The 25,865-nt window shown below is 70.3% G+C and carries 35 protein-coding genes and 2 pseudogenes; 16 read left to right on the top strand and 21 right to left on the bottom strand.

Features of this window, described 5'->3' with window-relative positions:
* Window positions 1-10: 10 nt before the first annotated feature.
* Entirely contained in the window at window positions 11-601 is a 591-nt protein-coding gene (locus ACFYO8_RS26995) for a TetR/AcrR family transcriptional regulator (protein ID WP_354873718.1), read from the bottom strand.
* A 105-nt stretch (window positions 602-706) separates the two neighbouring features.
* Between ACFYO8_RS26995 and ACFYO8_RS26990 the strand changes: the two genes are divergently transcribed.
* Complete coding sequence (locus tag ACFYO8_RS26990) at window positions 707-1,084, top strand: DUF4267 domain-containing protein (protein WP_354873720.1); 378 nt, start codon at window positions 707-709, stop codon at window positions 1,082-1,084.
* Between the two features lie 29 nt (window positions 1,085-1,113).
* Window positions 1,114-1,581 (top strand): SAM-dependent methyltransferase, encoded by a 468-nt coding sequence (locus ACFYO8_RS26985; RefSeq protein ID WP_354873722.1) that lies wholly within the window; start codon window positions 1,114-1,116, stop codon window positions 1,579-1,581.
* Between the two features lie 26 nt (window positions 1,582-1,607).
* Here the strand turns inward: ACFYO8_RS26985 and ACFYO8_RS26980 are convergent, their stop codons facing one another.
* Window positions 1,608-2,405 (bottom strand): SDR family NAD(P)-dependent oxidoreductase, encoded by a 798-nt coding sequence (locus tag ACFYO8_RS26980; RefSeq protein WP_354873724.1) that lies wholly within the window; start codon window positions 2,403-2,405, stop codon window positions 1,608-1,610.
* Between the two features lie 80 nt (window positions 2,406-2,485).
* On the opposite strand from ACFYO8_RS26980, the gene ACFYO8_RS26975 reads away from it, so the two are divergent.
* Together ACFYO8_RS26975 and ACFYO8_RS26970 are read left to right on the top strand one after the other, a co-directional pair.
* Window positions 2,486-2,890 carry a winged helix-turn-helix transcriptional regulator gene (locus tag ACFYO8_RS26975; RefSeq protein WP_387257719.1) on the top strand — a complete coding sequence of 135 codons (405 nt, stop codon included), beginning with the start codon at window positions 2,486-2,488 and terminating at the stop codon, window positions 2,888-2,890.
* Between the two features lie 95 nt (window positions 2,891-2,985).
* Window positions 2,986-3,483: a DinB family protein gene (locus tag ACFYO8_RS26970; RefSeq protein WP_387257717.1), complete on the top strand. Its 498-nt coding sequence runs from the start codon at window positions 2,986-2,988 to the stop codon at window positions 3,481-3,483.
* A 39-nt stretch (window positions 3,484-3,522) separates the two neighbouring features.
* Here the strand turns inward: ACFYO8_RS26970 and ACFYO8_RS26965 are convergent, their stop codons facing one another.
* From ACFYO8_RS26965 to ACFYO8_RS26950, 4 genes are all read right to left on the bottom strand, one after another.
* Window positions 3,523-3,900, bottom strand: coding sequence for an MmcQ/YjbR family DNA-binding protein (locus tag ACFYO8_RS26965; RefSeq protein ID WP_387257715.1), 378 nt, complete (start codon window positions 3,898-3,900; stop codon window positions 3,523-3,525).
* A 160-nt stretch (window positions 3,901-4,060) separates the two neighbouring features.
* Window positions 4,061-4,804, bottom strand: a complete 744-nt coding sequence (locus ACFYO8_RS26960; RefSeq protein WP_387257713.1) for an SDR family NAD(P)-dependent oxidoreductase — start codon at window positions 4,802-4,804, stop codon at window positions 4,061-4,063.
* 104 nt (window positions 4,805-4,908) lie between these two features.
* On the bottom strand, window positions 4,909-5,424 hold the full coding sequence (locus ACFYO8_RS26955) for a hypothetical protein (protein ID WP_387257712.1): 516 nt from the start codon (window positions 5,422-5,424) through the stop codon (window positions 4,909-4,911).
* Window positions 5,425-5,501: 77 nt separating this feature from the next.
* Complete coding sequence (locus ACFYO8_RS26950; RefSeq protein WP_354873733.1) at window positions 5,502-6,023, bottom strand: hypothetical protein; 522 nt, start codon at window positions 6,021-6,023, stop codon at window positions 5,502-5,504.
* Window positions 6,024-6,128: 105 nt separating this feature from the next.
* Between ACFYO8_RS26950 and ACFYO8_RS26945 the strand changes: the two genes are divergently transcribed.
* The gene (locus tag ACFYO8_RS26945; RefSeq protein WP_354873735.1) at window positions 6,129-7,070 is read left to right on the top strand and encodes a hypothetical protein; all 942 of its coding nucleotides are present in this window, start codon (window positions 6,129-6,131) and stop codon (window positions 7,068-7,070) included.
* Window positions 7,071-7,209: 139 nt separating this feature from the next.
* On the opposite strand, the gene ACFYO8_RS26940 is transcribed toward ACFYO8_RS26945, so the two are convergent.
* Window positions 7,210-7,962, bottom strand: a complete 753-nt coding sequence (locus ACFYO8_RS26940) for a GNAT family N-acetyltransferase (RefSeq protein WP_354873737.1) — start codon at window positions 7,960-7,962, stop codon at window positions 7,210-7,212.
* 289 nt (window positions 7,963-8,251) lie between these two features.
* On the opposite strand from ACFYO8_RS26940, the gene ACFYO8_RS26935 reads away from it, so the two are divergent.
* Entirely contained in the window at window positions 8,252-9,214 is a 963-nt protein-coding gene (locus ACFYO8_RS26935) for a hypothetical protein (RefSeq protein ID WP_354873739.1), read from the top strand.
* 49 nt (window positions 9,215-9,263) lie between these two features.
* Entirely contained in the window at window positions 9,264-9,752 is a 489-nt protein-coding gene (locus ACFYO8_RS26930; protein ID WP_354873778.1) for a DinB family protein, read from the top strand.
* 45 nt (window positions 9,753-9,797) lie between these two features.
* Here the strand turns inward: ACFYO8_RS26930 and ACFYO8_RS26925 are convergent, their stop codons facing one another.
* The 3 genes from ACFYO8_RS26925 to ACFYO8_RS26915 all read right to left on the bottom strand — a co-directional run bounded on the left by ACFYO8_RS26925 (window position 9,798) and on the right by ACFYO8_RS26915 (window position 11,516).
* Window positions 9,798-10,379 carry a dihydrofolate reductase family protein gene (locus tag ACFYO8_RS26925; protein WP_387257711.1) on the bottom strand — a complete coding sequence of 194 codons (582 nt, stop codon included), beginning with the start codon at window positions 10,377-10,379 and terminating at the stop codon, window positions 9,798-9,800.
* 108 nt (window positions 10,380-10,487) lie between these two features.
* Window positions 10,488-10,979 (bottom strand): hypothetical protein, encoded by a 492-nt coding sequence (locus ACFYO8_RS26920; protein ID WP_387257709.1) that lies wholly within the window; start codon window positions 10,977-10,979, stop codon window positions 10,488-10,490.
* A gap of 105 nt (window positions 10,980-11,084) precedes the next feature.
* A complete protein-coding gene (locus ACFYO8_RS26915) occupies window positions 11,085-11,516 on the bottom strand; it encodes a hypothetical protein (RefSeq protein ID WP_354873745.1) in 432 nt (143 codons plus the stop codon).
* A gap of 179 nt (window positions 11,517-11,695) precedes the next feature.
* Here ACFYO8_RS26915 and ACFYO8_RS26910 point away from each other — a divergent pair, with 179 nt between their 5' ends.
* On the top strand, window positions 11,696-12,058 hold the full coding sequence (locus ACFYO8_RS26910; RefSeq protein ID WP_354873747.1) for a nuclear transport factor 2 family protein: 363 nt from the start codon (window positions 11,696-11,698) through the stop codon (window positions 12,056-12,058).
* A gap of 162 nt (window positions 12,059-12,220) precedes the next feature.
* A complete protein-coding gene (locus ACFYO8_RS26905; protein WP_354873749.1) occupies window positions 12,221-12,874 on the top strand; it encodes a Type 1 glutamine amidotransferase-like domain-containing protein in 654 nt (217 codons plus the stop codon).
* 16 nt (window positions 12,875-12,890) lie between these two features.
* Here ACFYO8_RS26905 and ACFYO8_RS26900 read toward each other — a convergent pair whose 3' ends face one another.
* On the bottom strand, window positions 12,891-13,814 hold the full coding sequence (locus tag ACFYO8_RS26900) for an AEC family transporter (protein WP_354873751.1): 924 nt from the start codon (window positions 13,812-13,814) through the stop codon (window positions 12,891-12,893).
* A gap of 303 nt (window positions 13,815-14,117) precedes the next feature.
* Window positions 14,118-14,543 (bottom strand): GNAT family N-acetyltransferase, encoded by a 426-nt coding sequence (locus ACFYO8_RS26895; protein ID WP_354873780.1) that lies wholly within the window; start codon window positions 14,541-14,543, stop codon window positions 14,118-14,120.
* 91 nt (window positions 14,544-14,634) lie between these two features.
* Here ACFYO8_RS26895 and ACFYO8_RS26890 point away from each other — a divergent pair, with 91 nt between their 5' ends.
* Entirely contained in the window at window positions 14,635-15,225 is a 591-nt protein-coding gene (locus tag ACFYO8_RS26890; protein ID WP_354873755.1) for a GIY-YIG nuclease family protein, read from the top strand.
* A gap of 14 nt (window positions 15,226-15,239) precedes the next feature.
* Here the strand turns inward: ACFYO8_RS26890 and pyrE are convergent, their stop codons facing one another.
* From pyrE to ACFYO8_RS26865, 5 genes are all read right to left on the bottom strand, one after another.
* Window positions 15,240-15,764, bottom strand: a complete 525-nt coding sequence (gene pyrE / locus ACFYO8_RS26885; protein WP_354873757.1) for an orotate phosphoribosyltransferase — start codon at window positions 15,762-15,764, stop codon at window positions 15,240-15,242.
* A 26-nt stretch (window positions 15,765-15,790) separates the two neighbouring features.
* On the bottom strand, window positions 15,791-15,964 hold the full coding sequence (locus ACFYO8_RS26880) for a hypothetical protein (protein WP_013477110.1): 174 nt from the start codon (window positions 15,962-15,964) through the stop codon (window positions 15,791-15,793).
* On the bottom strand, window positions 15,961-16,179 hold the full coding sequence (locus ACFYO8_RS26875) for a hypothetical protein (RefSeq protein WP_354873760.1): 219 nt from the start codon (window positions 16,177-16,179) through the stop codon (window positions 15,961-15,963). The genes ACFYO8_RS26880 and ACFYO8_RS26875 overlap by 4 nt, the downstream gene beginning before the upstream one ends.
* Window positions 16,176-16,616, bottom strand: coding sequence for a hypothetical protein (locus ACFYO8_RS26870; RefSeq protein ID WP_387188822.1), 441 nt, complete (start codon window positions 16,614-16,616; stop codon window positions 16,176-16,178). The genes ACFYO8_RS26875 and ACFYO8_RS26870 overlap by 4 nt, the downstream gene beginning before the upstream one ends.
* 224 nt (window positions 16,617-16,840) lie before the next feature.
* Window positions 16,841-18,031 carry a helix-turn-helix transcriptional regulator gene (locus ACFYO8_RS26865; protein ID WP_357710536.1) on the bottom strand — a complete coding sequence of 397 codons (1,191 nt, stop codon included), beginning with the start codon at window positions 18,029-18,031 and terminating at the stop codon, window positions 16,841-16,843.
* 176 nt (window positions 18,032-18,207) lie between these two features.
* Between ACFYO8_RS26865 and ACFYO8_RS26860 the strand changes: the two are divergent.
* The 3 genes and pseudogenes from ACFYO8_RS26860 to ACFYO8_RS26850 all read left to right on the top strand — a co-directional run.
* Window positions 18,208-18,402, top strand: a pseudogene (locus ACFYO8_RS26860) (winged helix-turn-helix domain-containing protein); the annotation flags it as partial.
* 154 nt (window positions 18,403-18,556) lie between these two features.
* On the top strand, window positions 18,557-18,949 hold the full coding sequence (locus ACFYO8_RS26855; RefSeq protein ID WP_357710539.1) for a UTRA domain-containing protein: 393 nt from the start codon (window positions 18,557-18,559) through the stop codon (window positions 18,947-18,949).
* A gap of 57 nt (window positions 18,950-19,006) precedes the next feature.
* Window positions 19,007-19,582 carry an HD domain-containing protein gene (locus ACFYO8_RS26850; protein ID WP_357710552.1) on the top strand — a complete coding sequence of 192 codons (576 nt, stop codon included), beginning with the start codon at window positions 19,007-19,009 and terminating at the stop codon, window positions 19,580-19,582.
* A 153-nt stretch (window positions 19,583-19,735) separates the two neighbouring features.
* On the opposite strand, the gene ACFYO8_RS26845 is transcribed toward ACFYO8_RS26850, so the two are convergent.
* The 3 genes from ACFYO8_RS26845 to ACFYO8_RS26835 form a co-directional block, all read right to left on the bottom strand.
* Window positions 19,736-20,221: a GNAT family N-acetyltransferase gene (locus ACFYO8_RS26845; RefSeq protein WP_357710542.1), complete on the bottom strand. Its 486-nt coding sequence runs from the start codon at window positions 20,219-20,221 to the stop codon at window positions 19,736-19,738.
* Between the two features lie 39 nt (window positions 20,222-20,260).
* Window positions 20,261-20,887, bottom strand: coding sequence for a VOC family protein (locus tag ACFYO8_RS26840; protein ID WP_357710545.1), 627 nt, complete (start codon window positions 20,885-20,887; stop codon window positions 20,261-20,263).
* A gap of 76 nt (window positions 20,888-20,963) precedes the next feature.
* Window positions 20,964-21,569, bottom strand: a complete 606-nt coding sequence (locus ACFYO8_RS26835) for a TetR/AcrR family transcriptional regulator (protein ID WP_387188818.1) — start codon at window positions 21,567-21,569, stop codon at window positions 20,964-20,966.
* Between the two features lie 88 nt (window positions 21,570-21,657).
* Here ACFYO8_RS26835 and ACFYO8_RS26830 point away from each other — a divergent pair, with 88 nt between their 5' ends.
* Complete coding sequence (locus ACFYO8_RS26830) at window positions 21,658-22,716, top strand: aldo/keto reductase (RefSeq protein ID WP_387188819.1); 1,059 nt, start codon at window positions 21,658-21,660, stop codon at window positions 22,714-22,716.
* Between the two features lie 73 nt (window positions 22,717-22,789).
* Complete coding sequence (locus tag ACFYO8_RS26825) at window positions 22,790-22,993, top strand: hypothetical protein (RefSeq protein ID WP_357712027.1); 204 nt, start codon at window positions 22,790-22,792, stop codon at window positions 22,991-22,993.
* Window positions 22,994-23,074: 81 nt separating this feature from the next.
* On the opposite strand, the gene ACFYO8_RS26820 is transcribed toward ACFYO8_RS26825, so the two are convergent.
* Window positions 23,075-24,895 carry an acyl-CoA dehydrogenase gene (locus tag ACFYO8_RS26820; protein WP_357712025.1) on the bottom strand — a complete coding sequence of 607 codons (1,821 nt, stop codon included), beginning with the start codon at window positions 24,893-24,895 and terminating at the stop codon, window positions 23,075-23,077.
* A gap of 193 nt (window positions 24,896-25,088) precedes the next feature.
* Here ACFYO8_RS26820 and ACFYO8_RS26815 point away from each other — a divergent pair.
* Window positions 25,089-25,865 (top strand): annotated as a pseudogene (locus ACFYO8_RS26815) (hypothetical protein); the annotation flags it as partial.

Here is a 25,865-nt window from a genome sequence, read left to right as displayed (position 1 = left end):
GATCACGATCCTAGGTCAGCGGCCCGTCCTCGGCTGTCCCGAAGCGGGCGACGAGGAAGTCGAGTCGCTCCTCCTGCCCGCCCGCCGGGATACGGCCGCTGCGGGACAGCACCGTGATGCCGTGCAGCGCGCTCCAGATGACCTCCGCGGACAACTCCCGCCGCTCGTCTCCGGGGTTGAAGCAGTTGACGAACTCGTCGAAGCAGTCTCGCAGCGGCGGCGGGGTCTCGGCGCTGGCGAACCGCAGTTCGGTGGGCAGGACGAACATGGCGTCGTACAGGGCCGGCCGCTCGGTCGCGAAGTCCAGGTAGGCGTCGCAGACGGCGCGTAGGGACTGCCCGGGATCGGGCGCGGCCTGCCGTGCGCGGCTCAGATGGCCGGCGAGTTCGGTGAACCCGTCCAGGGCGACGGCGGCGACGATGGCGTCCTTGCCGTTGAAGTGGCTGTAGAGCACAGGCTGGCTGTACTCGACCCGGTCCGCCAGCCGCCTGGTGGTGACCGCCTCCCAGCCCTCGGTCTCGGCCAGCTCGCGCGCGGTGGCGACGATCAATCGATGACGCTGCGCCCGTTCACGTTCGCGGCGCTCGCTGATAGCGGACATGACCGGATCCTAGCAGCGCTAGACATCCTGTCGGCGGCAATCTATCGTCGCTCTCACTGCTAGCGCCGCTAGCAACCGGCCGCCGTCACCCAGGGGATGCCCTCCATGCTCACCACAGTCGCCACAGTGCTCGCCGGACTGATCGGCGCGGGCTGCGTCCTCATGGGAGTGCTCGCCTTCCGGGTGCCGCAGGCTGCCGCCGGCTTCGGCATTCCCGACACGCCGACCGAGGATCCGACCTTCCGGGCCTGGCTGACCGTCAAGGCCGTACGCGACATCGCCTCGGGCGTTTTCCTCCTCATCCTGGTGGCCGGCGCGACACCCCATCTGGTGGGCTGGTTCATGCTCGCCGCCACCGGCATACCCGTCGGAGACGCGCTGATCGTGCGCCGCAGCAACGGCCCCGCGACCGCCGTCTACGGCGTTCACGGCGCCACCGCCCTGGTGATGCTGGTGATCAGCGCCCTACTGCTCGCCGCCTGACCGGCCACCACCGAACGGAGAATCCGACCATGCGCAGCTTCGAGATCACTTCCATCGGGACCATCCGCAACGACCGGACGGACATCCAGCACAGCGACAACTGGGGCGCCGTCCGCAGCACGATCGTCGTCGACGAGCGCTTCGGCGAGGCGTGCCTCCAGGGCCTGGAGGAGTTCTCCCACGTGGAGGTCTTCTTCGTCTTCGACCGGTTCCCGGACGGCGGTGACTTCCGGGAAACCCGCCCCTACCGGGGCCGGACCGACCTGCCGCCGATGGGCGTGTTCGCCGGTCGTGGCCCCCGCCGGCCGAACCGCATCGGCGTGACGTGCTGCCGGATCGAGTCCGTCGACGGCCGCGAGCTGACGGTGGTGGGCCTCGACGCGGTGTCAGGCACGCCCGTCGTCGACCTGAAGCCGGTGCTGAAGGAGTTCGTCCCCGCCGACGTCCGGCAGCCGGAATGGGTCGGCGACATGATGTCCGAGTACTTCCAGCCGTAGCGTCCGCGCGGCGCGCGTGCAGGCGCTCACCGCAGGAGCCTCTCCGTGAGGTCCATCAACCGCTCGGCGTCATGGGGGTCGAGGGTCGGGAAGCCGGGCGGAAGTCGCTTCCCCCGGTCGACGGCGGTCACCGGCGCGGTCGGCGGCGCGTCCAGGAACCGGTGAATCGGCGCCACCGCGTCCGCGACGGACCGGGCGGCGACCGCCGCCGCCACCGCGAGCAGCCCTCGCACCACGAACGGGAGCGCACTACGGTCACCGCTCCTGGTGAACCCGGGATGGTAGAGCACGTATCGGGCGCGGCTACCGGACCGCCGGGCGAAGCCCACGCCGAGCAGGTCGTTGGCCCTACCGGCCTGCAACTGCGCGGCGACGGTCGACCAGCCCGTCGTCATCTGTGGATCGGCCCAGCTCACCTTGCCTTTCGTGACGCCGACACCGGCGACGTTCACGATCACCGGCGCAGCCGCCCGGTCCAGGGCCGGACGCAGACCGAAACTGAGCAGGTAGCGACTGACGTAGTAGAGCGCGAACGTGCGCTCCAGTCCCTCCCCCGTCACGATGCGACGCGGCGCCACGGCATTGGCGAAGAGCGCCAACGCGTCCACGACCTGGTGCTCGCCGAGGATCTGCTCGATGGCCTGCCGCGTCTCGGCCATGCTGGACAGATCGACGGGAAGGAAGGCGATCAGGCCGCCGGCCATCGCCTCACCACGTTCACGGTTGCGGCCGAGCACCAGGACGCGGTCGCCACGTTCGGCCCGCCCCAGGGCGAACGCACGTCCCATCCCGTTCGTACCGCCACTGACCACCACGACGCCCACGTCGCCCCCCCCTTATCGTTTGCTCATCGACCTGCCTCATCCTGGGCAGCGGGTCGGCGGCGGCGAAAGAAGGCACTTTCATGTCCACAGGTGACACCGGTGTGAGTGCCTCGTTGCACGATCATCGGCTACCGATGCCGGTTCCGGTCGGCGAGTACGATCGCTGTCCGGTCACCGACGTGCTGCGCCGGGTGAGCGACAAGTGGACGCTGTTGCTGATCACCCTGCTCGGCCGACATCCGTACCGGTTCAACGAGTTGCACCGGACCGTGGAGGGCCTCAGCCCGCGCATGCTCACCCGGACATTGCGTGCGCTGGAGAGCGACGGCCTGGTCGAACGTGAGGTGTTTCCGACGTTGCCGCCGAGCGTGGAGTACCGGCTGACGCCACTCGGTGTCAGCCTTCTGGAGCCGCTTTCCGCACTGGCCGGCTGGGCGGTCGCTCACCATGCCGAGATCGTCGCGGTACGTCAGCGGCCCGCTTGAGACGCCCCGCGCTCGTCCGGACGCACGAGGTCACCCGCGACACCGCCCGGCGTGTGTCCGCCGGGCGGCGGGCGTCGATCTGGAATGCTCCGTCCATGCCGTCCTTCCCGCCCACCTTCTCCGCCGAGGTCGTCGCGCAGCCGATCCAGTCCCAGTTCGAGGCGTTTCTCGATGAACACCGCGACGCGCTCGACCGCTGTCTGGACGGGCTGACCGAGGAGCAGGCACGCCGGTCACTGGTGGCCTCCCGGACCACGCTGCTGGGTCTGGTGAAGCACGCGACCTTCGTCGAGAAGGTCTGGTTCGACGAGGCCGTCACGGGCCGGTCGCGTGCCGAGATCGGCATCCCCGAGCGGTCGGAGGACTCGTTCCTCCTCGACGACGGCGACACGATCGCCGGCGTCCGGCAGGCATACCGCGACGCCCGCGACGCGTCACGCCGGGCGACCTCCACGCGAGGTCTGGACGACATCCTCACCGGGCACCGACGGGGCCCGCTTCCGCTGCGCTGGGTGTATCTCCACGTCCTGCGCGAACTCGCCCAGCACTGCGGGCACGCGGACATTCTCCGGGAGCAGATCCTCGACGGATAGCGAGCGGCCGGCGGTGGCCCGTCGTCGAGACGGCCGGCGTCACGCGCCGGCGCCCTCCTCGGGGTCACCGATCAGCGAATCGGGGGCACGCATCCGCCACGCGTCGGTGACCAGTTCCGTCAGGCGCTCGACGCCGACGTGCGCCAGCCGCAGCATGACCAGGGGTGACCCGTCGTACGCGGGCGTGGTGAAGAACAGGTCGGGCTCGCCGAGGAGCAACGCCTGCTTCTCCGCCTCGTCGCCCACGTACAGCACGGCGATGTCGATGCGGATGCGCCGCGGCCTGCCGGGCGTGCGCTCGGGATACGACCAGACGAACCCCTTGCCGGCGACCCGGAAGTCGAAGCCGTCACTGTCGATCTCGACCACGTGCGGCAGCGACAGCGCCACCCGGCGGACGTCGTCCGCATCAGCCATGGCGGTCACCCCGGTACACCGCCTTCCGCACCGGCACAGCCTAGCTGCCGCCTGGTGGGTCGTGGTGACGGTGTCTGACTCGCGCCTCAAAGAGGTGCGGCCCGTCCCCGGTGAAGCGAGTGGAGACGGGCCGCGGCCCGTGTGCCAGGAAGGGAGCCGATCAGATGGTGAATCCGCCGTCGACGTTCACCGTCGCGCCCGTGACGTAACGCCCGTCCGGGCCGGCCAGGAACGCCACGGCGGCGGCCACGTCGGCCGGCTGCGCGTAGTGGCCGAGGGCGGTGAACCCGTTGATCGCGTCCGCGTCCGGGCCGTCGGCCGGGTTCAGCTCGGTGTCCGTGGCACCGGGGTTCACCAGGTTCACCGTGATCGCCCGACCACCGAGTTCGCGCCCGAGCGCCTTGGTCAGACCGATCAGGGCGGTCTTGCTCATCGCGTAGAGCGAGAAGCCCGGGAAGACCGCCCGCTCGGCCATGTTGCTGCCGATGTTGACGATCCGTCCGCCCGCGGACATGTGGCGCACCGCTGCCTGCGAGGCGACGAACGGCGCCCGGACGTTCACCGCGACTGTCTGCTCGAACTCGTCGAGACTCAACTGCTCCAGCGGCCCGAGCAGGAACGCGCCCGCGTTGTTGACCAGGATGTCCAACCGGCCCAGCTCACCGGCTGCCCGGTCCACCGCCGCGACCACCGCTGCCGGATCGGCGCTGTCGGCCCGCACGGCGATCGCGCGCCGTCCCACAGCCTTGATCTGATCCACCACGTCGTCGGCGCGACGCTGATTCTGCTGGAACGTCAGCGCCACATCGGCGCCGTCCTCGGCCAGGCGCAGGGCCACCGCCGCGCCGATGCCACGGCCACCACCGGTGACCAGAGCTACCTTGCCGTCAAGTGCGTTGTTCATGGTGGAAAGCCTGGTCGACAACGGGCCGGCTGTCCGGCGGGGATCGGACGCCGCGTTCGTGACACCGCACGGACGCCGCGAGTGGCCGGTGACCGTGCGGTGGCTCAGTCCGCCCGGTCCAGCGTGACGGTGCTGCGCACGGGAGTGCTCGACCAGAGCGCCCGCAGTGTCGGGTAGTGCCGCAGCTCCCATTCGGCTTCGCCGATCGCGCGGTCCCGTTCGGGGCCGGGCCGGCTGAAATCGAAGCCGGTGTCCTGCACGTTGAGCCGGTCGAGGTCGGCGAGTGCGGGCGCGTCCGGGAACACCAGGTCCAGACTCACCTGCCAGTGCTCCGGCTGGTACCAGTCCGTCTCGCTCCAGTTCTCGCGCACGTCGACGGCGAACTGCCGGGTGAAGCTCAGGCTCGGGAGCCGGTCGTGCCAGCTGTACCGGCCCCACTGGACGATGAAGCCGTCGGCGTCGCTGTCCGGCCCTGGTTCCAGTCCGTCGACCGGCTGGCCCAGGAACTCGCAGAACGCCGTCCACGCCGCGCCGACGTCGTCGACCCGCTCCGGATCCTGGCCGTGCCGGCGTAGCAGCGCGATCAGCCCTTCCGGCGAGTTCCGCCACGCGATGCCCACCACTCCATCCTCTCACCCGGGACCTGGTAGCGACCGACCCGGACGCGCGCCACGAGGCCCTACCGGTCCAGGTCCGGTCAGGCTCGGTCTCGCAGCCGCGCGGGCGCGCCCCCGTACAGCCGGACACGGTGGTCGGCGTCGCGGTCCGGCTCGCCGTACCCGAAAGGCGCCTCCGTGCCGTGACCCACGTGCACGAGCCATTCCTCGTAGTACCAGCTCGGGCTGCACGCGCATCCGGTGAACCGGAAGTTGGCCCGGTAGCGGCCGACCTCCCCCGGTGCGAGCGTGAACAGCCGCGCCGAACCCGGCGCCCGCGGATACGCCGCCGATCCGGGCAGCCGGTCCACGACGACCGACGCCCGATCGTGCCCGAGCCACAGTCCGATCTCGCGGGCCAGCGCGACGCCTCCGGCGCGTACCCCTTCCCGGTGTTCGTAGCCGGCCTCCTGGTCGGCGAGCACGTCGTGGACGACCACCTCGGCGTCCGGAAGCGGCCGGGGCGGCGGCATCGCCCGGACGAGGCCGCGGCGGGCGTTCGCCGCGGGCGCGCCGCGGGCGGCAGCGGTCCACCGGACGCGGACCCGCTGAATGAGGATCACCGCTCAGGTGTACCCGGAGCGCGCGGCGGCGGCCAGCCGATAAGGCTCCCGAGCTGGCCGCGCGAGCGGGGCACCGTCCGCTCCGGGCGCCGCTACGATTCGGCGATGACCGACGCGGACCGCGCGGAGCAGCGACGGGAGCAACCGGTGTCCGGCTGGACTCGGGTGTCCGTCAGTTACTGCCAGTACGACGTGTCCGCAGTGCCGGGAGAGACGGGCATGCCCGTCTACACCCTCGGTGACGGGCTCCTGCACGTCGGTGGGCCGTACCAGTTCACCGGCTTCTGCGGCGTCCACACCGGTGGGATCGAGGTGCGTGCGCGTGTCCTGCCCGGCCCGCCGGCGGAGGTCGAGGACGGGTGGGACGCGATCAGTGAGGCGACCCTGTGGAGTCCCTTCGGCGAGTTGTCGGTCGTCGGGCTCATGGGCGGTCCCCCGGACGCGCTCACCGGCCTCACCGTCCCCCGCGGGCTGGTCCGGGTGCGGGTACACGCCCGCAACCGGCTGCACGAGACGGTACGCACCGACCAGGATCCGCCCGAGCAGCAGGAGCTGCACATCTGGGCGGTGACCGAGGAGACGCGACGGCGCACCGTACTGGCCGGTCCGGATGACCGCGATTGGGAGCAGAAACCGGCGAAGGCCGCCGAGTGGGCCCTGCTGTCCCTGGTCGCGGACGACGAGGACGGCGAGGACCTGGACCGGGTGACTGTGGTCCGTCACCGGCCCGCGCCCGTCGAGGTCCCCGCGACGGTGCTGCCGGCCGGCGACCTGGCGATCCGGCTGGAGCACGTCGACGACGAGACCCTGCGGTGGACGTGGACGACCGCCGGCGGGCCGGTCTTTGCTGAACCGCTCGCCACACTGCCGGACGGCGAGCCGAGTACGGTCCGGCTGATCTCCGGCCCGGACGGCTTCACGCTGCGGCACGAGGGAGTGCTGGGCCGGCACGCCTTCGCTCTCGGCGTGATCTGGGACCACCTGCTCGACAGCCCGGGGTCGTACCCGTGGGCCGAGACGCCGCATCGCCTGCCCTCCCCATCCTGATCGCCCCGGCCTGGACCTTTCTGCGGCACGGGGCACCGACCGCCGCCCCGTGCCGGCGGTGGACGGCGCAGCAAGGCCGGCCTGCCGCGGTGGCCCGGGCCTCGGTCGTCGAACCTCAGCCCGGGCGCCTCGGCGGGGCTCAGTCCATCGCGGTGTAGAGCCGTCGACCGGCGGGCCGGTAGCCGACGCGCTCGTAGACCCGCCACGAATCCTCGCCGCCGGCCTCCAGCCAGGCGACCTCCGTGCCGGCGCTGAACAGCCGCCGGGTGACGTCGGCGGTGATCGCAGACGCCAGTCCCCGGCGGCGGTAGGGCGCGCGAACGGCGATGCCGGCCACCTCGCTGACCGCGCCGACAGGCGCAGCCGCACCGCCGCCGCCCGCGCAGCCACCGTCCTCGGTGACGGCCATGACGACCACGCCGCCGGCGTCCTGCTGGCGCCGCAGGCGAGCCACGTCCGCCTCGGAGGCGACCGGATCGCCGCCGAACGCCTCGTTCTGCGCGCTGATCAGCGCGGCTCGTTGGGAATCACCACCCGGTTCGCACAGGCTCAGGTGGTCCGGCACGGGTGGGGACGCCAGCGTGCCCGGCGCGCAGACCAGGTAGGTGTGCCGAGCCTCCACGGTGAAGCCGGCGGCGGTCAGCAGCGCCTCCAGATCGGGGACGCAACTGGTGACGTACTCCAGGCGGGGTTTGCGGTCGGTGGCGTGAAACGCCGCGACCAGGGCGGCGACGTCGGCCGCGGTGACGGCGGCGCCGGGACGCGGCGTCGCGTAGTTGACGTACGGGCTGGCCGTCGTCGGGTCCAGCCCGATCACGAACGGCCCCACCTCGACGGGCGCGGGCCGGCGCGACAGGTTGACGACGACGGACTGTTGGATGCGGGCATCCATGCTCAACGGGGAACCTCGATGCATGAGTGAAGCGGCGACGGGCGGAAGAAACGTCGGGCCGCCCCGCCGTGTCGCAGGCACACGACGGTCATCCGTCGCGTGGTCGACACTCAGGCGGCCGCTCGGCCTACCCGGATCACAGGCGTCATTCCCTCATGCAGAGTGCCCACGCGGTGCGCGTGGCCGATCACAACCTTGCCCTTTCCGACCCGGACGTGTCAATCGCGTACGGCCGGACGTCGCGAACAACCCGATTGTCATTCGCGATCGCGGCGGGCATCCTCGTCGGGTGCAATGGACGGACGACCTGACGGTGCGCCTCGCTCGGGGAACATCGGTACGCGCCCTTGTCCGCTATCTCCGTGCGGCCGAGAAGGAGGGGACGCGCCGTCGCGATGTCCTTGCCGTCCTGACCGAGCGGTTCGCGCTGCCGTTCGACGATGCGCGGCTCGCGATGGACCGTGTCGGCGGTGGAGTGGTTCGTGCCGCGTCCGGCAACCCCGCAAACGAGCCGGACCCGGTCAAGGACCCGCTGGCGTGGACCTCGTACCGGCTCGAGCTCGGACTGGCAGTCGACGACGGGGATCCCGGGCCGTCGCCCGAGGAACGGGCGGCGGCTCAGGCTCTCCTGGACGGGGCGAGGCGTGGTGAGCCCACGCGTGGCACCGAGGACGTCGCCGTGGCGCTCGAGGTCGCGCGGCTGGCCGTCGGATCGCGGGAGAGGGATCGGATTCGCTTCCATCTCCTCCTCCAAGCAGCGACGGCACTGTCGGTCGCCGCGGAAGCATGCATCGCTCGACTCGGGCAGCAGCCCTGTGCCGCTGAGGGTTCCCAGGAGTGGGTCGACGGTGTCGCGCTCGCCGCGGCCGCCCGTGAGGTCACCGCGCAGTTCGCTGCCCAGCCCGACCCGGAGCTTGAGGAGCGTGGCCTCGGCCTGGTGGGACGCATCGTCACCCGTCTACTGGGCCAATGTCACGCCTTCGTCGGCCGAGCGATGATCGAGTCGGCTCGCTGCGCCCTGCGCAACGGCGGTCCCGACCGAGCCGCCGCCCGCGCCGAGGCGGTAGTAGCCGACTTCACGATGCTGCTCGATCGGTTCGAGGTCGACGTTCCCTTCGACGAGGACGTCATCGCCTTGGAGCATCTGCGGGCGGCCATCGACCTCCTCATCGAGGTGCGAGGCCCTTCCGCCGAGCTCGATGCCCTCCGCGACCGGACTGAGCGAGTGCTTGCCGGCTCGTCGATCGACTGAGGTGAGGGGAAGCGAAACTGTCGGTGACGGCCGCTAGCCTGCCGGCGTGATGAAGGTCGATGTGGAGAAGGCCGCGCTGTGTGAGTTCCTCGAATATCAGCGTGTCAGTGTCCGGGCCATCCTGGCAGGTCTGGACCTGACCTCGCTGCGAACGCCTGTCCTGCCCTCCGGGTGGTCGCCGCTCGGGCTGGTGGAGCACCTAGGGCATGCGGAACGCCACTGGTTCCAGGAGGTCTTTCTTGGTTCCGTAGAGCCGCTGCCCTGGCTGGACGAGAACACACCACTCCGCACGACTCGATCGCCATCTCGGGTCTTCGGGTTCTATCGCGACCAGTGCGACATCTCCGACGCGATCATCGCCGCGGCCCCGTTGTCGTCGACACCCGTAGGCCGGCATCCGGACGAGACACTGGCGTCGCAGACCACCGACCTGCGACGGATCATTCTGCACGTCATCGAGGAGACCGCCCGGCACGCCGGCCACCTGGACGCCGTGCGCGAGCTGATCGACGGGCGCACCGGGCTCGGACCGCGCTGAACCGGGCGGAGAAGTGCGCGCGGCTGAGTCCGCCGTGCAGACCGGTCAACGGCGCACCCGATAGCGCAGGTGCAGCACCCGGTCGCCCTGAAGCACCACGTCCGGATCCTCCAGCAGATGCTGCGCGTCGACCGACCCGAAGAAGCGCTTGCCGGACCCGAACACCACGGGTACGACGTCCATGCGTACCTCGTCCACCAGGCCCGCGGTGAGCGCCTGGCCCCCTACGTCGCCGGCCGCGACCTCGACGATGCGGTCCCCCGCGAGTTCCTGCGCTCTGGCCACTGCCGCCTCGACGCCGTCGACGAAGTGGAACGGCGCCTCGCGGTTCCAGCCCTCGGGCGCCGGTCGGTGCGTCACGACGACCACGTGGTCGATCCCGCTCGGCGGCGTCCCGTCCCAGCCGTCGGTCAGGTCGAAGACGCGCCGGCCGACAACTGTCACAGCGATCTGGTCCCAGTACGGCCGGATGTAGTCGTGGGACGTCTGTGACACCTGCAACGCGCCGCTGTCGTCCAGCGGGACGTCACCGCTCGTCAACCAGTCGAACAGCGGGCCGGGCTGGTCGTTGTCGTCCGCGACGAAGCCGTCCACCGACACCGAGCTGTACAGGACCACAGTGCCCACGCTGGCTCTCCTCTGCCTTGGATGTCCCAAGCTAGCGTGCCGTGAGCTGGAGGAAATCAATCGGCCGGCAGCGAGCAGCCGTCCATCGCGTGGCCAGGCGTGTTCGCTTTAGGACAAGTCGGCGCCGCGGGCGGAACCGACCACCAGGAAGGTGTTGTCGGGCCATCCGTAGGAGCGGTCGCCACCCGGCGGTGCCGGCCGGAGGAAGACGATCCGCACGAGGCGGGGCCACCAGCGGGTCGGCTCCGACCAGGAACACTGCACCCGCCGCTCACCCGTGTCGGCGCAGTCCCCGGCCTGTTCCCATCCGTCGAGCTGCCCGGAGACAGCGGACCGGACCTGTTCCCACCCGGTCGCGGACGGCATGGCGTAGGTGTCGACCTCCGGCCGACCGCGGTCGTTGCTCAGGTCGATGGAGAGCTCGATCGCCCGGTTGTCGACGACGCCCTCGTACGCGCCTTCCGGCAGCACCGTCGACGCCCCCGACGGCGCCGCGACCGCCACCGGCTCACCGGCCGCCGACCAGCGCACCCCGGCCACCGTCGCCGCTGCCGCGCACAGCACGACGATCGCCCCGGCTGTCGCAATACGAGCTCGCATGACCGGGAGTCTATGAACCCGGTTCCAACCGGACGACCTCCGAAGATCAGTCGAATGCGTACCTCGACGCTTGTCGCCATCCTGCAACCTCAACCGACGTTGACATCAAGAGTGGCTGTCGCAGCCGTAGAGGGCGACGAAGACGCGGTGCCGCAGGATCTCGTACTGCCGGCGACACCGGACGGGTGGGCCCGGCGGGCGTTGCTGAATCTGACCGCCGACGACGACTTCCGATGGCTGGAACTGGTCAGCAGTCAGGTCCACCTCACGGCCGTCGGCCAGTCGATTCCAGTAGTGGTAGCCGACCCTGGCCTCTCCGGCGAACACCTCGCCGAGGATCAGCTCCCCGCCGAGCAGGTCCTGAATGATCAAGGCGGTCACCCCGCATTGACCACGGGCTGCGTTACCGGCGTGCCAATCCTGCACATCGTGCGGGTCGCAGGTGTCCGCTCCCCAGCCGGCGCGCAGCGCCGGCCGCAGCATCTCCAGGTCGATCGTGAGAAGGGCTGATCGGTGGTCGTGCTCTTCAGACGTCACTCGAGAAGGGTCGGCCCTCGACCGGGTCGAGAGTCAAGAAGTACCCCGCCTCGCGTCCCGACCAGCCTAGGGTCGGTCAGCGGGCCGGCTTTCCGCCGTCCGGCTCTGCCGAGGATCGCGCGTTCTGCTGAGCGCGAAGAGGTCATCATGGGGTCTCCTCCCCCGGCCATACTGGCTCGATGGATTCGCCGAGGCGCCTTTCTCCCCGGGCCCTGCTCACGAACCTCTACGCGGCCTTCAACGAGCGTGACATCCCTGCGCTGCTGGCCGCCATGTCGCCGGACGTCTCGTGGCCCAACGGTTGGGAAGGGGGCGTCGTTCGCGGCCGGGACCAGGTGGGTGCCTACTGGCGACGGCAGTGGGAGCAGATCGATCCCGTCGTCACACCGACCGCGTTCCGCACGGAGGCTGACGGCCGCATTGCCGTCACCGTTCATCAAGTGGTCCACGACAAAGCCGGAGCGAAGCTCACCGACCACACCGTCACGCACGTTTACCGCCTCGACAACGGGCTGGTGACAGCGATGGAGATCCGCGAGTGACGCCACGTCCCGGTCGATCGCGCCGACACCCGCTCGTCCTCCAGAGGGCTTGAAGGGCCGCAACGGCGATGAGAGTCGTTACCGTGTCCAGTCTGTGTGCACGTACGCCCGCTCTCCCGACTGTCGGGAGAGCGTCATGACCGCTACGCACCGGAGGTACGCGTGAAGCTTCTACTCACATCCGCGGGCGTCCAGAATCCGAGCATCCGCGATGCGCTGATCGGCCTGCTGGGCAAGCCGATCGCCGAATCCCGCGCGCTCTGCATCCCCACGGCGGCCTATCCCATGGGCGGACCGGCCTCGGCCTGGCGCTTCGTCACCGGTCAGACGCCGCTACCCATGACCGGCCTGGGCTGGAAGTCGATGGGCGTCCTCGAACTGACCGCGCTGCCCAGCATCGGCGAGGAGACGTGGATCCCGTGGGTCCGGGAGGCGGACGTCATCCTCGTGCACGGCGGCGACGCGACGTACCTGTGCCACTGGATGCGCCAGTCCGGGCTGGCGGACCTCCTGCCGTCGCTGCGGGACACCGTCTGGGTGGGGTTGAGTGCCGGCAGCATGGTGCTGACCCCGCGGATCGGCGCGGACTTCGTCGAATGGCAGTCCGCGCCCGACGACCGCACCCTGGGGCTCGTCGACTTCTCGATCTTCCCGCACCTGGGCCTCGAACCGGACAACACCATGGCCGCCGCCGAGAAATGGGCGGCCGAGATCGCCGGCCCGGCGTACGCGATCGACGACCAGACGGCCATCACGGTGACCGACGGCACCGTCGAGGTCGTCTCCGAGGGGCACTGGAGGCGCTTCCCCGCGTAGCGGCGACCGGCCGGAGCTACCCGAGCAGCATCGCCGCCGCGGCCACCGTGGCCAGCGACAGCGTCGTGGTCACCAGCACCGCCCGGTTGACCACCGTCTCGCCGACGCCGTACTCCTGGCCGATGATGAACGTGTTCTGCGCTGTCGGCAGGCCCGCGCACACCACCACGGCGAGCAACTGCGGCGCGGACAGATGCAGGGCCAGCCCGGCCGCGTACGCGATGACCGGCTGTACGACCAGCTTCAGCGCGGTGATGACGGCCAGTTCGGCGGGCTCGGCCGGCTCTGCCCGCGACGGTGCCGTGGGGTGCAGCGACGCGCCGAGCGCGACCAGGGCGGACGGAGCCGCGGCACCGGCCAGCAGCGTCAGCGACGCGTCCGCCGCCGACGGCAGACGCACACCGGCAGCCGAGCACGCGACACCGAGCAGCGACGCCAGGATCACCGGGTTGCGTACGGGCAGGGAGGCGATCCGGCGGACCCTTATCCGCCCGGTCGGGTCGCTGTGCCGGTCCAGGGCGACCACGATCACGGGTGCCACCAGCAGCACCTGCAACAGCACCACCGCCGCCAGGAACGACACGTCGCCGAGAACCTGCGTCGCGATCGGGATGCCGAGGTTCGCCGAGTTCACGTACCCGGCGGCCATGCCCCAGATCGGCCGTTCGCCGGGTTCGCGACCGAACAGCCGGCTCACGCCGGCCCACCCGAACCCGACCACCGCGACAGTGCTCACCGCGAAGGCGAGCAGCGAGCGCCCGGCGAATCCGGACAGCGGCATCCGGGCCAGGGCCAGGAACAGGGCGGACGGCATCGCGAGCTGGAACACGAACCGGCCGAGCACCGACGCCGCCGCCTCGCCCAGCAGACCCCAGCGGCAGGCCGCGTAGCCGACCGCGGTGAGGACCCAGATCGGCACGAACGCCGACACCAGGCTCATCCGGGCGTCACCGGAGCGCCGCGCCAGGTCAGGGACCGGCCGGCGTCCGAAGCGTACGAGCCGAGGAGCCCGGCGACGATCTCCACCTGGGTCCGGGTGTCATGGACCTGCCGCAGGGTGAGCCCGGTTCCGTGACACTCCACCGCGCTCGCGCCGGTCCTCAGATGCACCGACGCGTCCACGGTGCCTACCAAGCCGACGGGCAGCCGCGGGATGTCCACGTGTACATCGATCGGGGAGCCATGCGTTCAGCCTCGCATCGGCCCCGGGACATGGCCAGCGCTACCTCCTCGCGCAGTACATCTAGGCCTTGGTTCCCGGATCTTCGAGGGTGGGATCGAAGGTGAGGTTGAGTATTTCCAGGCCTGTGACGGGCTGGAAGCCGATGTCGGTGTAGAGCGTCAGGGCGGGGGTGTTGTCGGTCTCGGTCTGGAGTGAGACGCGATGCGCGCCAGCGGCACGGGCGTTGCGGATGACGTGCCGGAGCAGGGCGTTCGCGATACCGCTACGGCGATGGTGCGGGGGCACGTAGAGGTCGCGGATCGACCAGAAGGTGCCCAGCATGAGCGATGCCGGTGTGATCATGACCGTGATGAAGCCGCAGACGTGATCAGCTCGGGTGGCGGCAGCGACGGAGATCCTGTGTTGTGCGATCTGGTCATGCAGCCAGGAGCGGGTGATCTCCGGGGTCGACGGTTGTCCGTAGTGCGCCCGGTAGTCGTCGAACAGAGCAGCTACCTGATCGAATGCCGGATGGGGGGGCCATCGGCACGACCGTCGTCATGCCGTCAGTGTGGCCGACGGTCCTCGAGCGCCTAGGATGGTCCCGGTGACCATCCCCGAACGGCGGCCCGCCGACATCCCGACCGACGAAGAACGGGTCGACGAGGCCCTGCGGTTGCTCTCCGGCCCGCCGGTCGCGCTCGACGTCGCCGTCAAGCGGCTCGCCCGTGGCAGCGGCGTCTACGCCTGGTGGGCTGCTCCCTCGGTCCTTCCCGATCTCCCCGGGCCACCGAACGACAGCGACCCGTCGCGGCGGATGCTCTATCTCGGCCGGGCGACCAGCCTGCGGGGCCGGATCCTGCGCAACCATCTGAGGCGTTCGGGCAGCTCGACCCTGCGCCGCACGTTGGCCGGGCTTCTCGTGTCCGAGGGCTACCGGACGACCTGGACCGACCGCGTCGTCCTGGTCCCCGAGGACGAGACACGCCTGACCGCGTGGATGCACGAGCACCTGCGCCTGACCTGGGCGGAGGACCCCGAGCCGGCGGACATCGAGGCTGAGCTCGTCCGGCGCCTGCACCCACCGCTCAACGTCCACGGCGTCGACCCCGAGCACATCCAGGCGGCCGTGGTCGCCGCCAAGAACTCGTACAACATCAGCAGCGGCCCGGCGCAGCCCCAGCTGTAGGTGGGGTGCGAGCCTCACGCCACCAGTGAGGCGTCCAGATCCCGGCGGGTGAGGGCGGAGCGGAGGTGCAGCCCTTCGGCCGCCAGGTTCTCCCGGCCGCCCTGCTCGCGGTCGATGGCGCAGACCACCGTCTCGACCTGCGCGCCGACGGACCGCAGGTGTCCGCACGAGGCCAGGAGCGCGCCTCCGGTGGTCACGACGTCCTCCACCACGACGACCCGCAGACCGTTCACCGGCCCGCCCTCGGCCACCTTCGCGGTGCCGTACTCCTTGGCGTGCTTGCGCACGAAGACCGTCGGCAGCCCGGTCAGCTGTGACATCACCGTGGCGAGCGGAATGCCACCCATCTCCATCCCCGCCAGCACGTCGCACTTCGGCAGCAGAGCCACCATCGCCTCGGCGACCTCGCGCAGCAGCTCCGGCTGCCCCGCGAACAGGTACTTGTCGAAGTACTCGTCGCTGACCTGCCCCGACCGGAGACGGAACTGTCCGGTGAGGTGGCAGGTGTCGTACACGCGGCGCGCGAGCGGGTGAGTCACCGGCCCAGTCTCGCACCAGGCCGGCGTCACCCGATCCGCCGGATGCGTACTTTCGGGCGCTCGTTGCGCAGGTGTCCCAGCTTGTGCTGGCGGACCTGCTCCTCCCACACCTCCTGGTCGTACTCCGGATCCGGCGCCGTCCACCGGTGCGACCCGTCGCTGTAGTGGAACTTCTCGTCGCCGGCCCGCAACACGCTCACCGCAGCCACCCCAGGAACCGCCGGTGCAACGTCCCCGCGGGCGCCCAGTTCAGATCCGCCGTCGCCCGCACCAGCTGTGCCCCCAGGTACACCGCGAGCGACACCGGCGCGCCCTCGTACTCCGCAAGCAGCTCCCGCCGCCGCGTCGCGCACGGCCACGGCGCACCGCACCCGCCGCACGTCCAAACCGGCGGCACCGGCCCGTGGGTGCTCACCCGCGCACCCCGAGGAAGCGGGCGACGCTCGCGCGCGCCTGCCGGCTGGTCGCCCACGCGACCTGCCAGCACGGGTACGGAGTCAGCCGCGCCCACCACAGCCGGCAACCCACGCACATCCCGTCCAGACCCCGTACGTGCACCGCCAGGATCGCCTGCTCCGCAGTACTCACTGCTCCTCCTGCGGCGGCCAGTGACCGCGATTGATCGGTACGCGGTGGCGGTTCCGGCACGGCAGGTCCGCACCGCAGCGGCACACCCACCGCCACTTCCGCCACGACCAGGCCGGGCGATGCCGGCGTACGAGCGTCGACGCGACGGCGAGGAGGTAGCCCTCGTACGGCAGGCGCCGCTCGGCGGGTGCGACGACGTCGGCGTCCCGGTGCGGCGCTTGGCCCGCTGTCGACTCGCCGGGCGCTGCCTGCGCGTGATCCGATTCAGCCAGCGCGAGGATCCGCCGCTTCGCCGCCTCCCATTCGGCCCTCTGTGCCTCCTGGCCCGTTCGGCGCCAGCCGTTCCGACCGCCCATCACCACCTCCGTCCGCTCCGGCGCGACGGATCACTTCACAAGGGAGTGCGACGTCGCGCCCGGCAGGATGAGGCGTCTCCTCACCCGAAAACGGACACTAGGGCCGCCTGGTGATGGAGAAATTACCGCTGGTTATGCCGCCAGGCTTATGCCCAGCCGCCCAGCCAGCAGGCGCAGTTCGTTGGGCACGGCCCGGCGCTTGGCCCGCTGCGCCATCGCGACGACCGCGTCCTGGGCGAGCGGGTTGAGGGAGAACGGCACCGGGGCAGCCTGCTCCGCGCGTACGAACGCCGCGATCGCCTCGTTGTCCCGGCGACCGGAATCGGCCAGCGCCCGCCCGAGGTCGAGCCAGTACGACATCTGCCGGATCGACGCCGCCAACACCTGCGGCCGCACCGTGCGGGACAGCTCGATCACCCGGCCGGGCTCGCCCGACTCGGCGGCGATGGACATCTCCCACAGCGTCACGTTCGTCGGCCCGAACCCGCAGCCGTTGAATCCCATGCCGTCCGCCGGGTCGCCGAGGGTCGCCGCTTCCCGGGCAGCCTCGGTCAGATGGTCACGCGCGACGTCCGGGCGCCCGCTGACAGTCGAGGCGAGAGCCGCCGACAGGTGCAACTGACCGAGCATCTGCCGGACCCGCTCGTCGGAGGCGGCGGACTGCAGCTCTGCAAGGGAGCGGTCAGCCGCGCGCGCGGCGAGCGGAGCGGACTCGATCGGCAGGCTCTGCGCGTACGCGAAACGGGTCGCGCCCAGCCACGCCGCTTCCTCCACGTCCTCGGCCGCCGCGACCGCGACCCGCGCCGCGTTCAACGCCAGGTGGCGGTACCCGAGGTGCCGCAGGCAGGCCGACGCCTGGTACGCCACCTGAGCGAGCGCCGGTCCGCCCGCCGCAGCAGCCTCCAGCAGCAGGCCGGGCAGCATCTGGGCCATGGCCGGGAAGTTCGAGCGGTGGCGAAGCTGCTCACTGCGCGCGATACCCGCTGCCAGCTCCTCCCGGGTGAGGATCGACGGCCGCCGCTCGCCGTCCTCGATCTCGATCAGCGCGGACCAGATCGCCGGCACGCACTCGGCCGCACGCTCACGCGCCGGATCACCCGTCTCGGTGCCCTGACCGAGCAGGTCCGCGACCGTGATCTGCAACGCGGCGGCGACGGCGACCAGGGTGGAGCGCCTGTCGATCGTCTTGCGACCGGACTCGACCTGGGAGATGTAGGACTGGCTGACTCCGGCGAGCCCGGCGAGGACGGCCTGGCTCATTCCGCCACGGCGCATCCGCCAGTAGCGGATCCGGGCGCCGATCGTATCGGCCTTGCTCGCCATGTCTCGCCTGCCTCCCAGGACGAGGGCTGGGACTGCGGCATCGGCCGGTGAGTCGGCATGCCCGTTGGCCAGTGTACGTGGATCGCTGCTCTTGTATTGACGTCGAGGCGGTTGCTCCCTGCCGCTCCCCCGCACTCTGTGATCGACTGGTTGGGCTGACCGGAGGTGCCGCCGACATGCCAACGCCGCCTGCCTACTTGGCTATCGCCGCCGACCTACGCGCCGCGATCCTGTCCGGAGAACTTCCCGCTGGAGCCAAGTTGCCGTCCGAGTCCGGCCTGATGCGCCAGTACGACGTGAGCCGGACCGTCGCCAAGTGGGCCATCGCCGTACTGAAGGGCGGGGGCATCGTGGAGGGTCGCGCCGGATCCGGCGTGTACGTCCGGGACACCACCCGGCTGGTCCGTCACGCCCGAGGTCGCGACATCCGCTCCGGCGACGGCCCGACTTCTCCGTTCGCCCGCGACGCGGCCGGCGCTGGGCAGCAGGGCACGTGGGAGCACGACAGCCGACACGACCAGGCCGATGAACGGATTGCCGCCCGGCGTCGAACCGGGAGCGCCCGTGATGCGGACGTCGTACCGCTTCCTCGCCGACGGCGAGCCGATACAGCTCTCCGTGTCGTACGAACCGCTTGCGGTCACCCAGGGCACGCCGGTCGAGTGGCCGGAGGACAGCGACATCAAGGGCGTCGTCGCACGCATGGACGCCATCGGCGTTCGGGTCGACGAGGTCGTGGAGCGCGTCAGCCTTCGATCAGCGACGGCCGACGAGGTCGAGGCGCTCCACCTGCCGGCCCGCACGTTCGTGCACACCATCGAGCGGACCTACACGGCGGTCGGTACGCCGGTGGAGACCGCCGACATCGTGCTACCAGGCGGCCGATACGAACTCGTCTACCGCCTCCCCATCGACTGACGAGTCGGCACGAGCGATGCGATGTCGACAAGCTTGCCGGATGAGAGGGCACTTCCTATGGGCAACGATCCTCATGCAGGAGCCATGAGCTTCATCTTCGAGGCAGGCGTGCTCAAGCGCGCCGCCCGTACCGGATGGTGGTTCGCCGGTGTGAAGCACCCCGAGTCGATCGCCGAGCACTCGTTCCGCACGGCGCTCATCGGCATGATGTTCGCGGCCATGGAGGGCGCCGATCCGGCTCGCGTCTCGATGTTGTGCGTCCTGCACGACACCCAGGAGACCCGGATCACCGACATCCCCCACATCGCCAAGCGCTATCTCACGGCCGCGCCCAACGTCGCCGTCACCGCCGACCAGGTCGCCGCCTGCCCGCCCGCCGTCGTTGACGTGATCAACGCTGCCGTCGCCGAGTACGAGGCCGGCGAAACTCTGGAAGCGGTGGTGGCCCGGGACGCGGACAAGTTGGAGTGCCTCGTCCAAGCGGTCGAGTATCGGCATCAGGGAGTCGCGGACGTTCAGCGCTGGATCGACAGCTCGCGGGCGGCGCTCAAGACCGCTTCCGCTCACCGCCTCGCCGACGCCGCCCTCACCGGCGCACCGATGGCGTGGCTGAACCCGCCCGCCCCGGAATAGACGCCGGATGCCGCCCAGCCCTCGCCAGCTTTCACACCTGCCGATGAGCGTGCGTTACATGCTGTCGTCGCGGACCGCGATGGGAGGGCTCCGAGGTAGGTGTCTGCGACCGCATCCCAGTACGTCCTCGATCGAGGCCGGGTGGTGGAACAGTCAGGCCGTGTCTCCTGGGTCCTGGTGGGTGGGATCGAAGGTGAGGTTGAGTAGTTCCAGGCCGGTGACGGGTTGGAAGCCGATCTCGGTGTAGAGCGTCAGGGCGGGGATGTTGTCGGTCTCGGTCTGGAGTGAGACGCGATGCGCACCGGCGGCACGGGCGTTGCGGATGACGTGCTGGAGCAGGGCGTTCGCGATTCCACTACGGCGATGGTGCGGGGCCACGTAGAGGTCGCGGATCGACCATGAGGTGCCCAGCCTGAGCGATGCCGGCATGACCGTGACCGTGATGAAGCCGCGGACGCGGTCAGCTCGGATGGCGGCAGCGACGGAGATCCGGTGTTGTGCGATCTGGTCGTGCAGCCAGGAGCGGGTGATCTCCGGGGTCGACGGTTGTCCGTAGTGCGCCCGGTAGTCGTCGAACAGAGCAGCTACCTGATCGAACGCCGGGTGGGCGGGGGCTACCGGCACGATCGTCGTTGTCATGCCGTAAGTGTGGCCGACGGTCAACCCATTGGGCCGCTGTCATCGGCCGACCCAAGTGGCGACGCACGCCTCGTTGCCCTCGACGTCGGCCAAGATCCACCACTTCGGTGCGTGCGCATCCGAGACCAGCTGGCCACCCGCGGCCAATGCGGCGGCGATGCGGGCCTCGGCCTGGTCATGTGGGACGGCGACATCAAGGTGCATGCGGTTGCGTTGTGGACGCCGGGCATCCATAGGCTGCACCCCGAAGCCCGGACCCCTGCGCGCCGGGTCGGCCAGATAGTCGTCATCGATCTGGCGGTAACCCAGCAGCGCGCGCCAGAACGGCAGCACGTCCGCGCCGACAAGGGCGTCGAGGGTGACGTTGACGAGCTGCACGGCGGTCGGATCGGCGGGGATGTCCAGCTCCCTGGCGGCGGCCGAGATCCGCCGGGCCAGCGCCACGTCGCGCGACAACAGGGACACCGTGACGCCGACATGACGCAGATCGATGCTGACGTACTGCTGCTCCGCGCCACCGGCGAGCCGACCGACCTCATCGACGAACGCTATGCCCTTGGCCAGCGAGCCGGTGCGGAAATACGCCGAGACCACGTGGTAGAGGCAGCGCCAGTCCTCGACACCGTCGGCCGCGTGGAACTGCCGGGCCGTGATCTGCACCGTCATGCCGGCGAACCTAGCATCGGCTGCGCGACGGAGCGCACCGTGGCGCTTCACGCATGGCCGGCCGCCGGTGAATACGTCAGTGTGGGGATTCGCCGGACCGTAGTCCGTCGACGAGGAGCGCGACCATGCGCCGGCCGTAGTCGGGGTCCTCGTCCGGCATGGGCGCACACAGTTTCGCGACGGCGTACAGCAGGTCCTGGGCAGTGATCCGGGCCTGGATCTCGCCGCTGGCCGTCGCGGCTTCGAGCAAGGACTCGAGAGCCGGTCCCAGCTTCTGCATGAGGTAGCCGGGTAGGCCGTCGAACGCCGGATCGCCGGAGTGCAGGGCCGTGGCGAAGCCGCGTTTGGTCGCGACGAACGCGGTGAACCGGTCGAGCCACTTCGCGAGGGCGGCCCCCGGCTCGTGCGCGGCGGCCAGCGCCGGGGCCGCGTCGGCGCAGGCGTCGATCTCGCGTTCGATGACGGCCTTGATCAGGTCGGAGCGCTGCGGGAAGTGCCGGTAGAGCGTGCCGACGCCGACGCCGGCCAGATCGGTGATCTCTTTGGCGGGGGCGTCGACGCCGATGGTGCTGAAGACCGTCTTCGCCGCTTCGAGCAGGGACTCGATGTTGCGGCGTGCGTCAGTGCGCTTCCGACGCGGGGCGCGTTCGCGAACAACGAGGTCTGGTGTGTCGTCGGACATAGCTACGCCTCTCTTGCTTTTCCGGAATCCCTTTCCGTATAGTTCCGGAAAGGGATTCCGCATACGACGATACCGCAGGGAGACGTTCATGCAGTACCGCACCCTGGGCCGGACGGGCATGAAGGTCAGCCCGTACGCGCTCGGCACGCTGATGTTCGCCACGGTGATCGGGAACCCCGATCCTGACGACTCGATCAAGGTCATTCACAAGGCGCTGGACGCGGGGATCAACCTCGTCGACACCGCCGACGCCTACGGCGACTCGGAGGAGATCGTGGGCAGGGCCCTCAAGGGGCGCCGGGACAACGTCGTCCTCGCGACCAAGGTGGGCCTTCCGAGGCTGACCACGCCGCCCCGGACGCCGGGCGCAACAGCGGCCACCGACCCCAACCAGCGAGGCGCCTCCCGCCGCTGGATCATGACCGCGGTCGAGAGCTCGCTGCGCCGCCTGCAGACCGACCACATCGACCTCTACCAGATCCAGCGCCCGGACCCCGACACCGACACCGAGGAGACGTTCTCCGCGCTCTCCGACCTGATCCGCAGTGGCAAGGTCCGGGCGATCGGGTCGTCCACGATGCCCGCATCCCACCTCGTCGAGGCGCAGTGGGTCGCCGAGCGGCGCGGGCTGGAACGTTTCCACACCGAGCAGCCGCCCTACTCGATCCTCAACCGCGGCATCGAGAGCGAGGTGCTGCCGGCCGCGCAGCGCTACGGGATGGGCACGCTGGTGTGGGGCCCGCTCGGGCAGGGAATGCTCACCGGCCGGGTCCGCAAGGGCGAGCAGAACGACCTGCGCCGTGCCCGCTTCTCCATGCACCTCACCGACGAGCGCCGGATCGACGTCGTCGAACAACTCATCCCGCTCGCCGACGAGGCCGGCATGCCGTTGACCCACCTCGCCATGGCATTCACCATCGCACACCCCGGCGTGACCAGCGCGATCCTCGGCCCGCGCACGATGGAGCACCTCGACGACCTGCTCGCGGGCCTCGACGTCACGCTCACCGACGAGCTACTCGACCGGATCGACGAGATCGTCGCGCCCGGCACCGATGTCACCCGGCTCGACCAGGCCTACCTGCCCCCGGCCCTGCTGAACCCGAGCCTGCGCCGCCGACCGGTCAGCGAGCGTGGCGCCGCCTGATCATCAAGAACAACTACGGTAGGACGACATCAGGCGTACGAATGCGGCGCGATGGCGTTTGAGGAGATGGGCGATGGCCGAGCGTGTGACTGCGGACCGGCTCATCCTCGTCAACGTGGTGAATCACTGGTTCTACCTGCGACAGCCCACCTTCATCGCCACCGGACAGACCTATTGGATCGACCTCGAGACCAGCGAACTGTGCGTCGACCGCGGTGACGATCGCGTAACCCGGCACCCCCGCGTAACCCGGCACGCAGATTGGATGGGTCGTTAACAAGATCCACAGCTCGCTGCGGTATGTGGCAGTGGCTCTGGTGGTGACGGCACCCGTCCGCCTCACGCAACCCCTAGCAGTTCAGAACCAGCTCTCACGCATGTCCAGCGTGGTCCGGTCCAGCCCTTCCAGCAGGTCGAACTGCGCCGCCACCTTCGGCAGTTCCCACCGGTAGAAGTACCGCGCCGCCTGCCTCTTCCCCGCCAGGAACTCCCCCTCGGCTCCCTCCGGCGTCCCCAGCGCCTCCACCACCAGGACCTGTTCCAGCCACATCCACGCGATCACCACGTGCCCGACCGCCTCCAGGTACACCGAGGCGTTCGCCAGCGCCAGCTCCGGATCACCCGGAGCCCACAACCGCCGCGTCACCACGGCGATCCGGTCCACCGCCGCGCCGAGCTGACCGGCCAGCTCGGAGGCGAACCCCTCCGCCTTCCAGGCCCGGGTGACGGTGCCTCGGATGGTGTCCAGCAGCAGCTCCAGCGCGGCGCCGTCGCGCATGGTGACCTTGCGGCCGAGCAGGTCGAGCGCCTGGATGCCGTGGGTGCCCTCGTGGATGGCGTTGAGCCGGTTGTCGCGCCAGTGCTGCTCGACGTCGTAGTCGCGGGTGTAGCCGTACCCGCCGTGCACCTGGATGGCCAGGTCGTTCGCGGCCAGGCACCACTGCGCCGGCCAGCTCTTGGTGATCGGGGTGAGCAGGTCCAGCAGCAGGTGCGCCCGCTCGCGGTCGGCCTCGGCGGGCGCGGTCTTCTGCTCGTCCAGCAGCCGTCCGCAGTAGAGCACCAGCGCGAGCGCGCCCTCCACGTAGCTCTTCTGGGCCAGCAGCATCCGGCGTACGTCGGGGTGGGCCACGATCGGCACCTGCGGCGTGGTCGGGTCCTTGTCGGCGACCGGCCGGCCCTGCGGGCGCTGGCGGGCGTACGCGACGGACTTCAGGTACGCGGTGTAGCCGAGCGCTGTGGCGCCCGCCCCGATACCGATGCGCGCCTCGTTCATCATGTGGAACATGACCGCGAGCCCCCGGTGCGGCTGCCCCACCAGGTAACCGACCGCACCGGCCCGCCCGTACGGCCGGTGCACGCCCTCGCCGAAGTTCAGCAGCGTGTTGGTGGTGCCCCGGTAACCGAGCTTGTGGTTGAGCCCGACCAGCACCACGTCGTTGCGCGGCCCCAGGTTGCCGTCGTCGTCGAGCAGCACCTTCGGCACGATGAACAGCGACAGGCCCTTCACGCCGGCCGGCGCGCCGGGGATGCGGGCCAGCACCAGGTGGACGATGTTCTCCGCCAGCTCGTGGTCGCCGCCGGAGATCCACATCTTGGTGCCGACGATCCGGTACGTGCCGTCGTCCTGCGGCTCGGCCCGCGTGGTGAGGTCGGTCAGGGAGCTGCCCGCCTGCGGCTCGGACAGGCACATGGTGCCGAGGAAGCGGCCCTCGACCATCGGGCGCACCCAGGTGTCGATCTGCTCGACGCTGCCGTGGGCGAGCAGCAGGTTGGCGTTGCCGAGGGTCAGCATCGGGTACGCCGCCGTGCCCACGTTCGCGGCCTGGAACCAGGCGAAGGCGGCGGCGGCCACGGCGTGCGGGAGCTGCATGCCGCCGACCGACTCGTCCATGGTGGCGGCGAGCAGCCCGGTGCCGGCGAACGTCTCCAGGGCGGCCTTGACCTGCGGGATGGTCCGCACGCGCTGCCCGTCGAACGTGGGCTCGCCGGTGTCGGCGGCCCGGTTGTGCGGGGCGAACCGTTCGGCGGCGACCTCGGCGGCGAGGTCCAGCACCGCGTCGAATGTCTCCCGGGAGTGCTCGGCGTAGCGGGGCCGCTCGGTCAGCCGTGTGACGTCCAGCCAGTCGTGCAGCAGGAAAGCGAGGTCACGGCGGGACAGCAGCAAATCGGACGAGGACAACGTGGACTCCTTCCGGTCAGCCGCGACGCAACCCGGTGACGGCCTCCCGTGGGTCATCCTGACCGATCCGGGCCGCGGGCGCACCCTCCGCCACCCCCGGAACCCCGGACGCCGGGTACAGGTTCGGTCCTGGCAGTGACGCGTCAGCGTTCGGCCAGCGGCATACGCGAATCTCTGGGAACAAGCCCGGCCGATGGAGCCGGGCATGTCATCGAGTACCTCGGCGATTGGATTGTCACTGGTGAAAAACCTCTCCTCCAAGGCGGTAACCCTCGGCGTCACGGTCACGCTGACCACGACCGCGCTGCTCGGGGCGTCCCCCGCCCTGGCCGCGGAGCCGGGCTCGGACCTGCCGCCGGCCCTCGCTCCGATGACCGCGCTCTACCAGACGGTCGCGTGCGACCCCGCCGGGCCTACCGCGAGTGACGCGACCCTCGCCACCCAACTGAACTCGCGGCTGAACTCGGACATGCGGGGCTACATGACGGCGTACCGCGTGTCCTGCGCGCGAGAGGTTGTCGAGGCGGTGCGGGCACGAGGCCTCGCTTCGCGCGCGGCGGTCATCGCGATCACCACGGTGATCGTCGAGACCCACCTGCAGAACATCAGCGAGGAGGTGGACCACACCAGCCTCGGCCTGTTCCAGCAGCAGGAGTGGTGGGGCACCCGGGCGGAGCGGCTCAACCCGGCCTACGCGACGAACGCCTTCCTCGACGCGATGGTGAGGAAGTATCCCAACGGCAGCTGGGCCAACGCCCCGATCGGCGACGTCTGCCAGGCGGTGCAGGTGTCGGCCTACCCCGACCGTTACCAGGCCCAGGCGGCCGACGCGCAGATCATCGTCGATTCGCTCTGGAACTCCGCCGGCCCTCGCTCGGAGGATGTGCCGATTTCGGGTGACTGGAACAACGACGGCATCGACACCGTCGGCGTCTTCCGACCCAGCAACTCCACCTTCTACCTCCGCGAC

The organism is Micromonospora sp. NPDC005257 (genome assembly GCF_042872445.1).
Classification (GTDB): Bacteria; Actinomycetota; Actinomycetes; order Mycobacteriales; family Micromonosporaceae; genus Micromonospora.
This window is presented reverse-complemented; position numbering and strand designations above follow the sequence as displayed.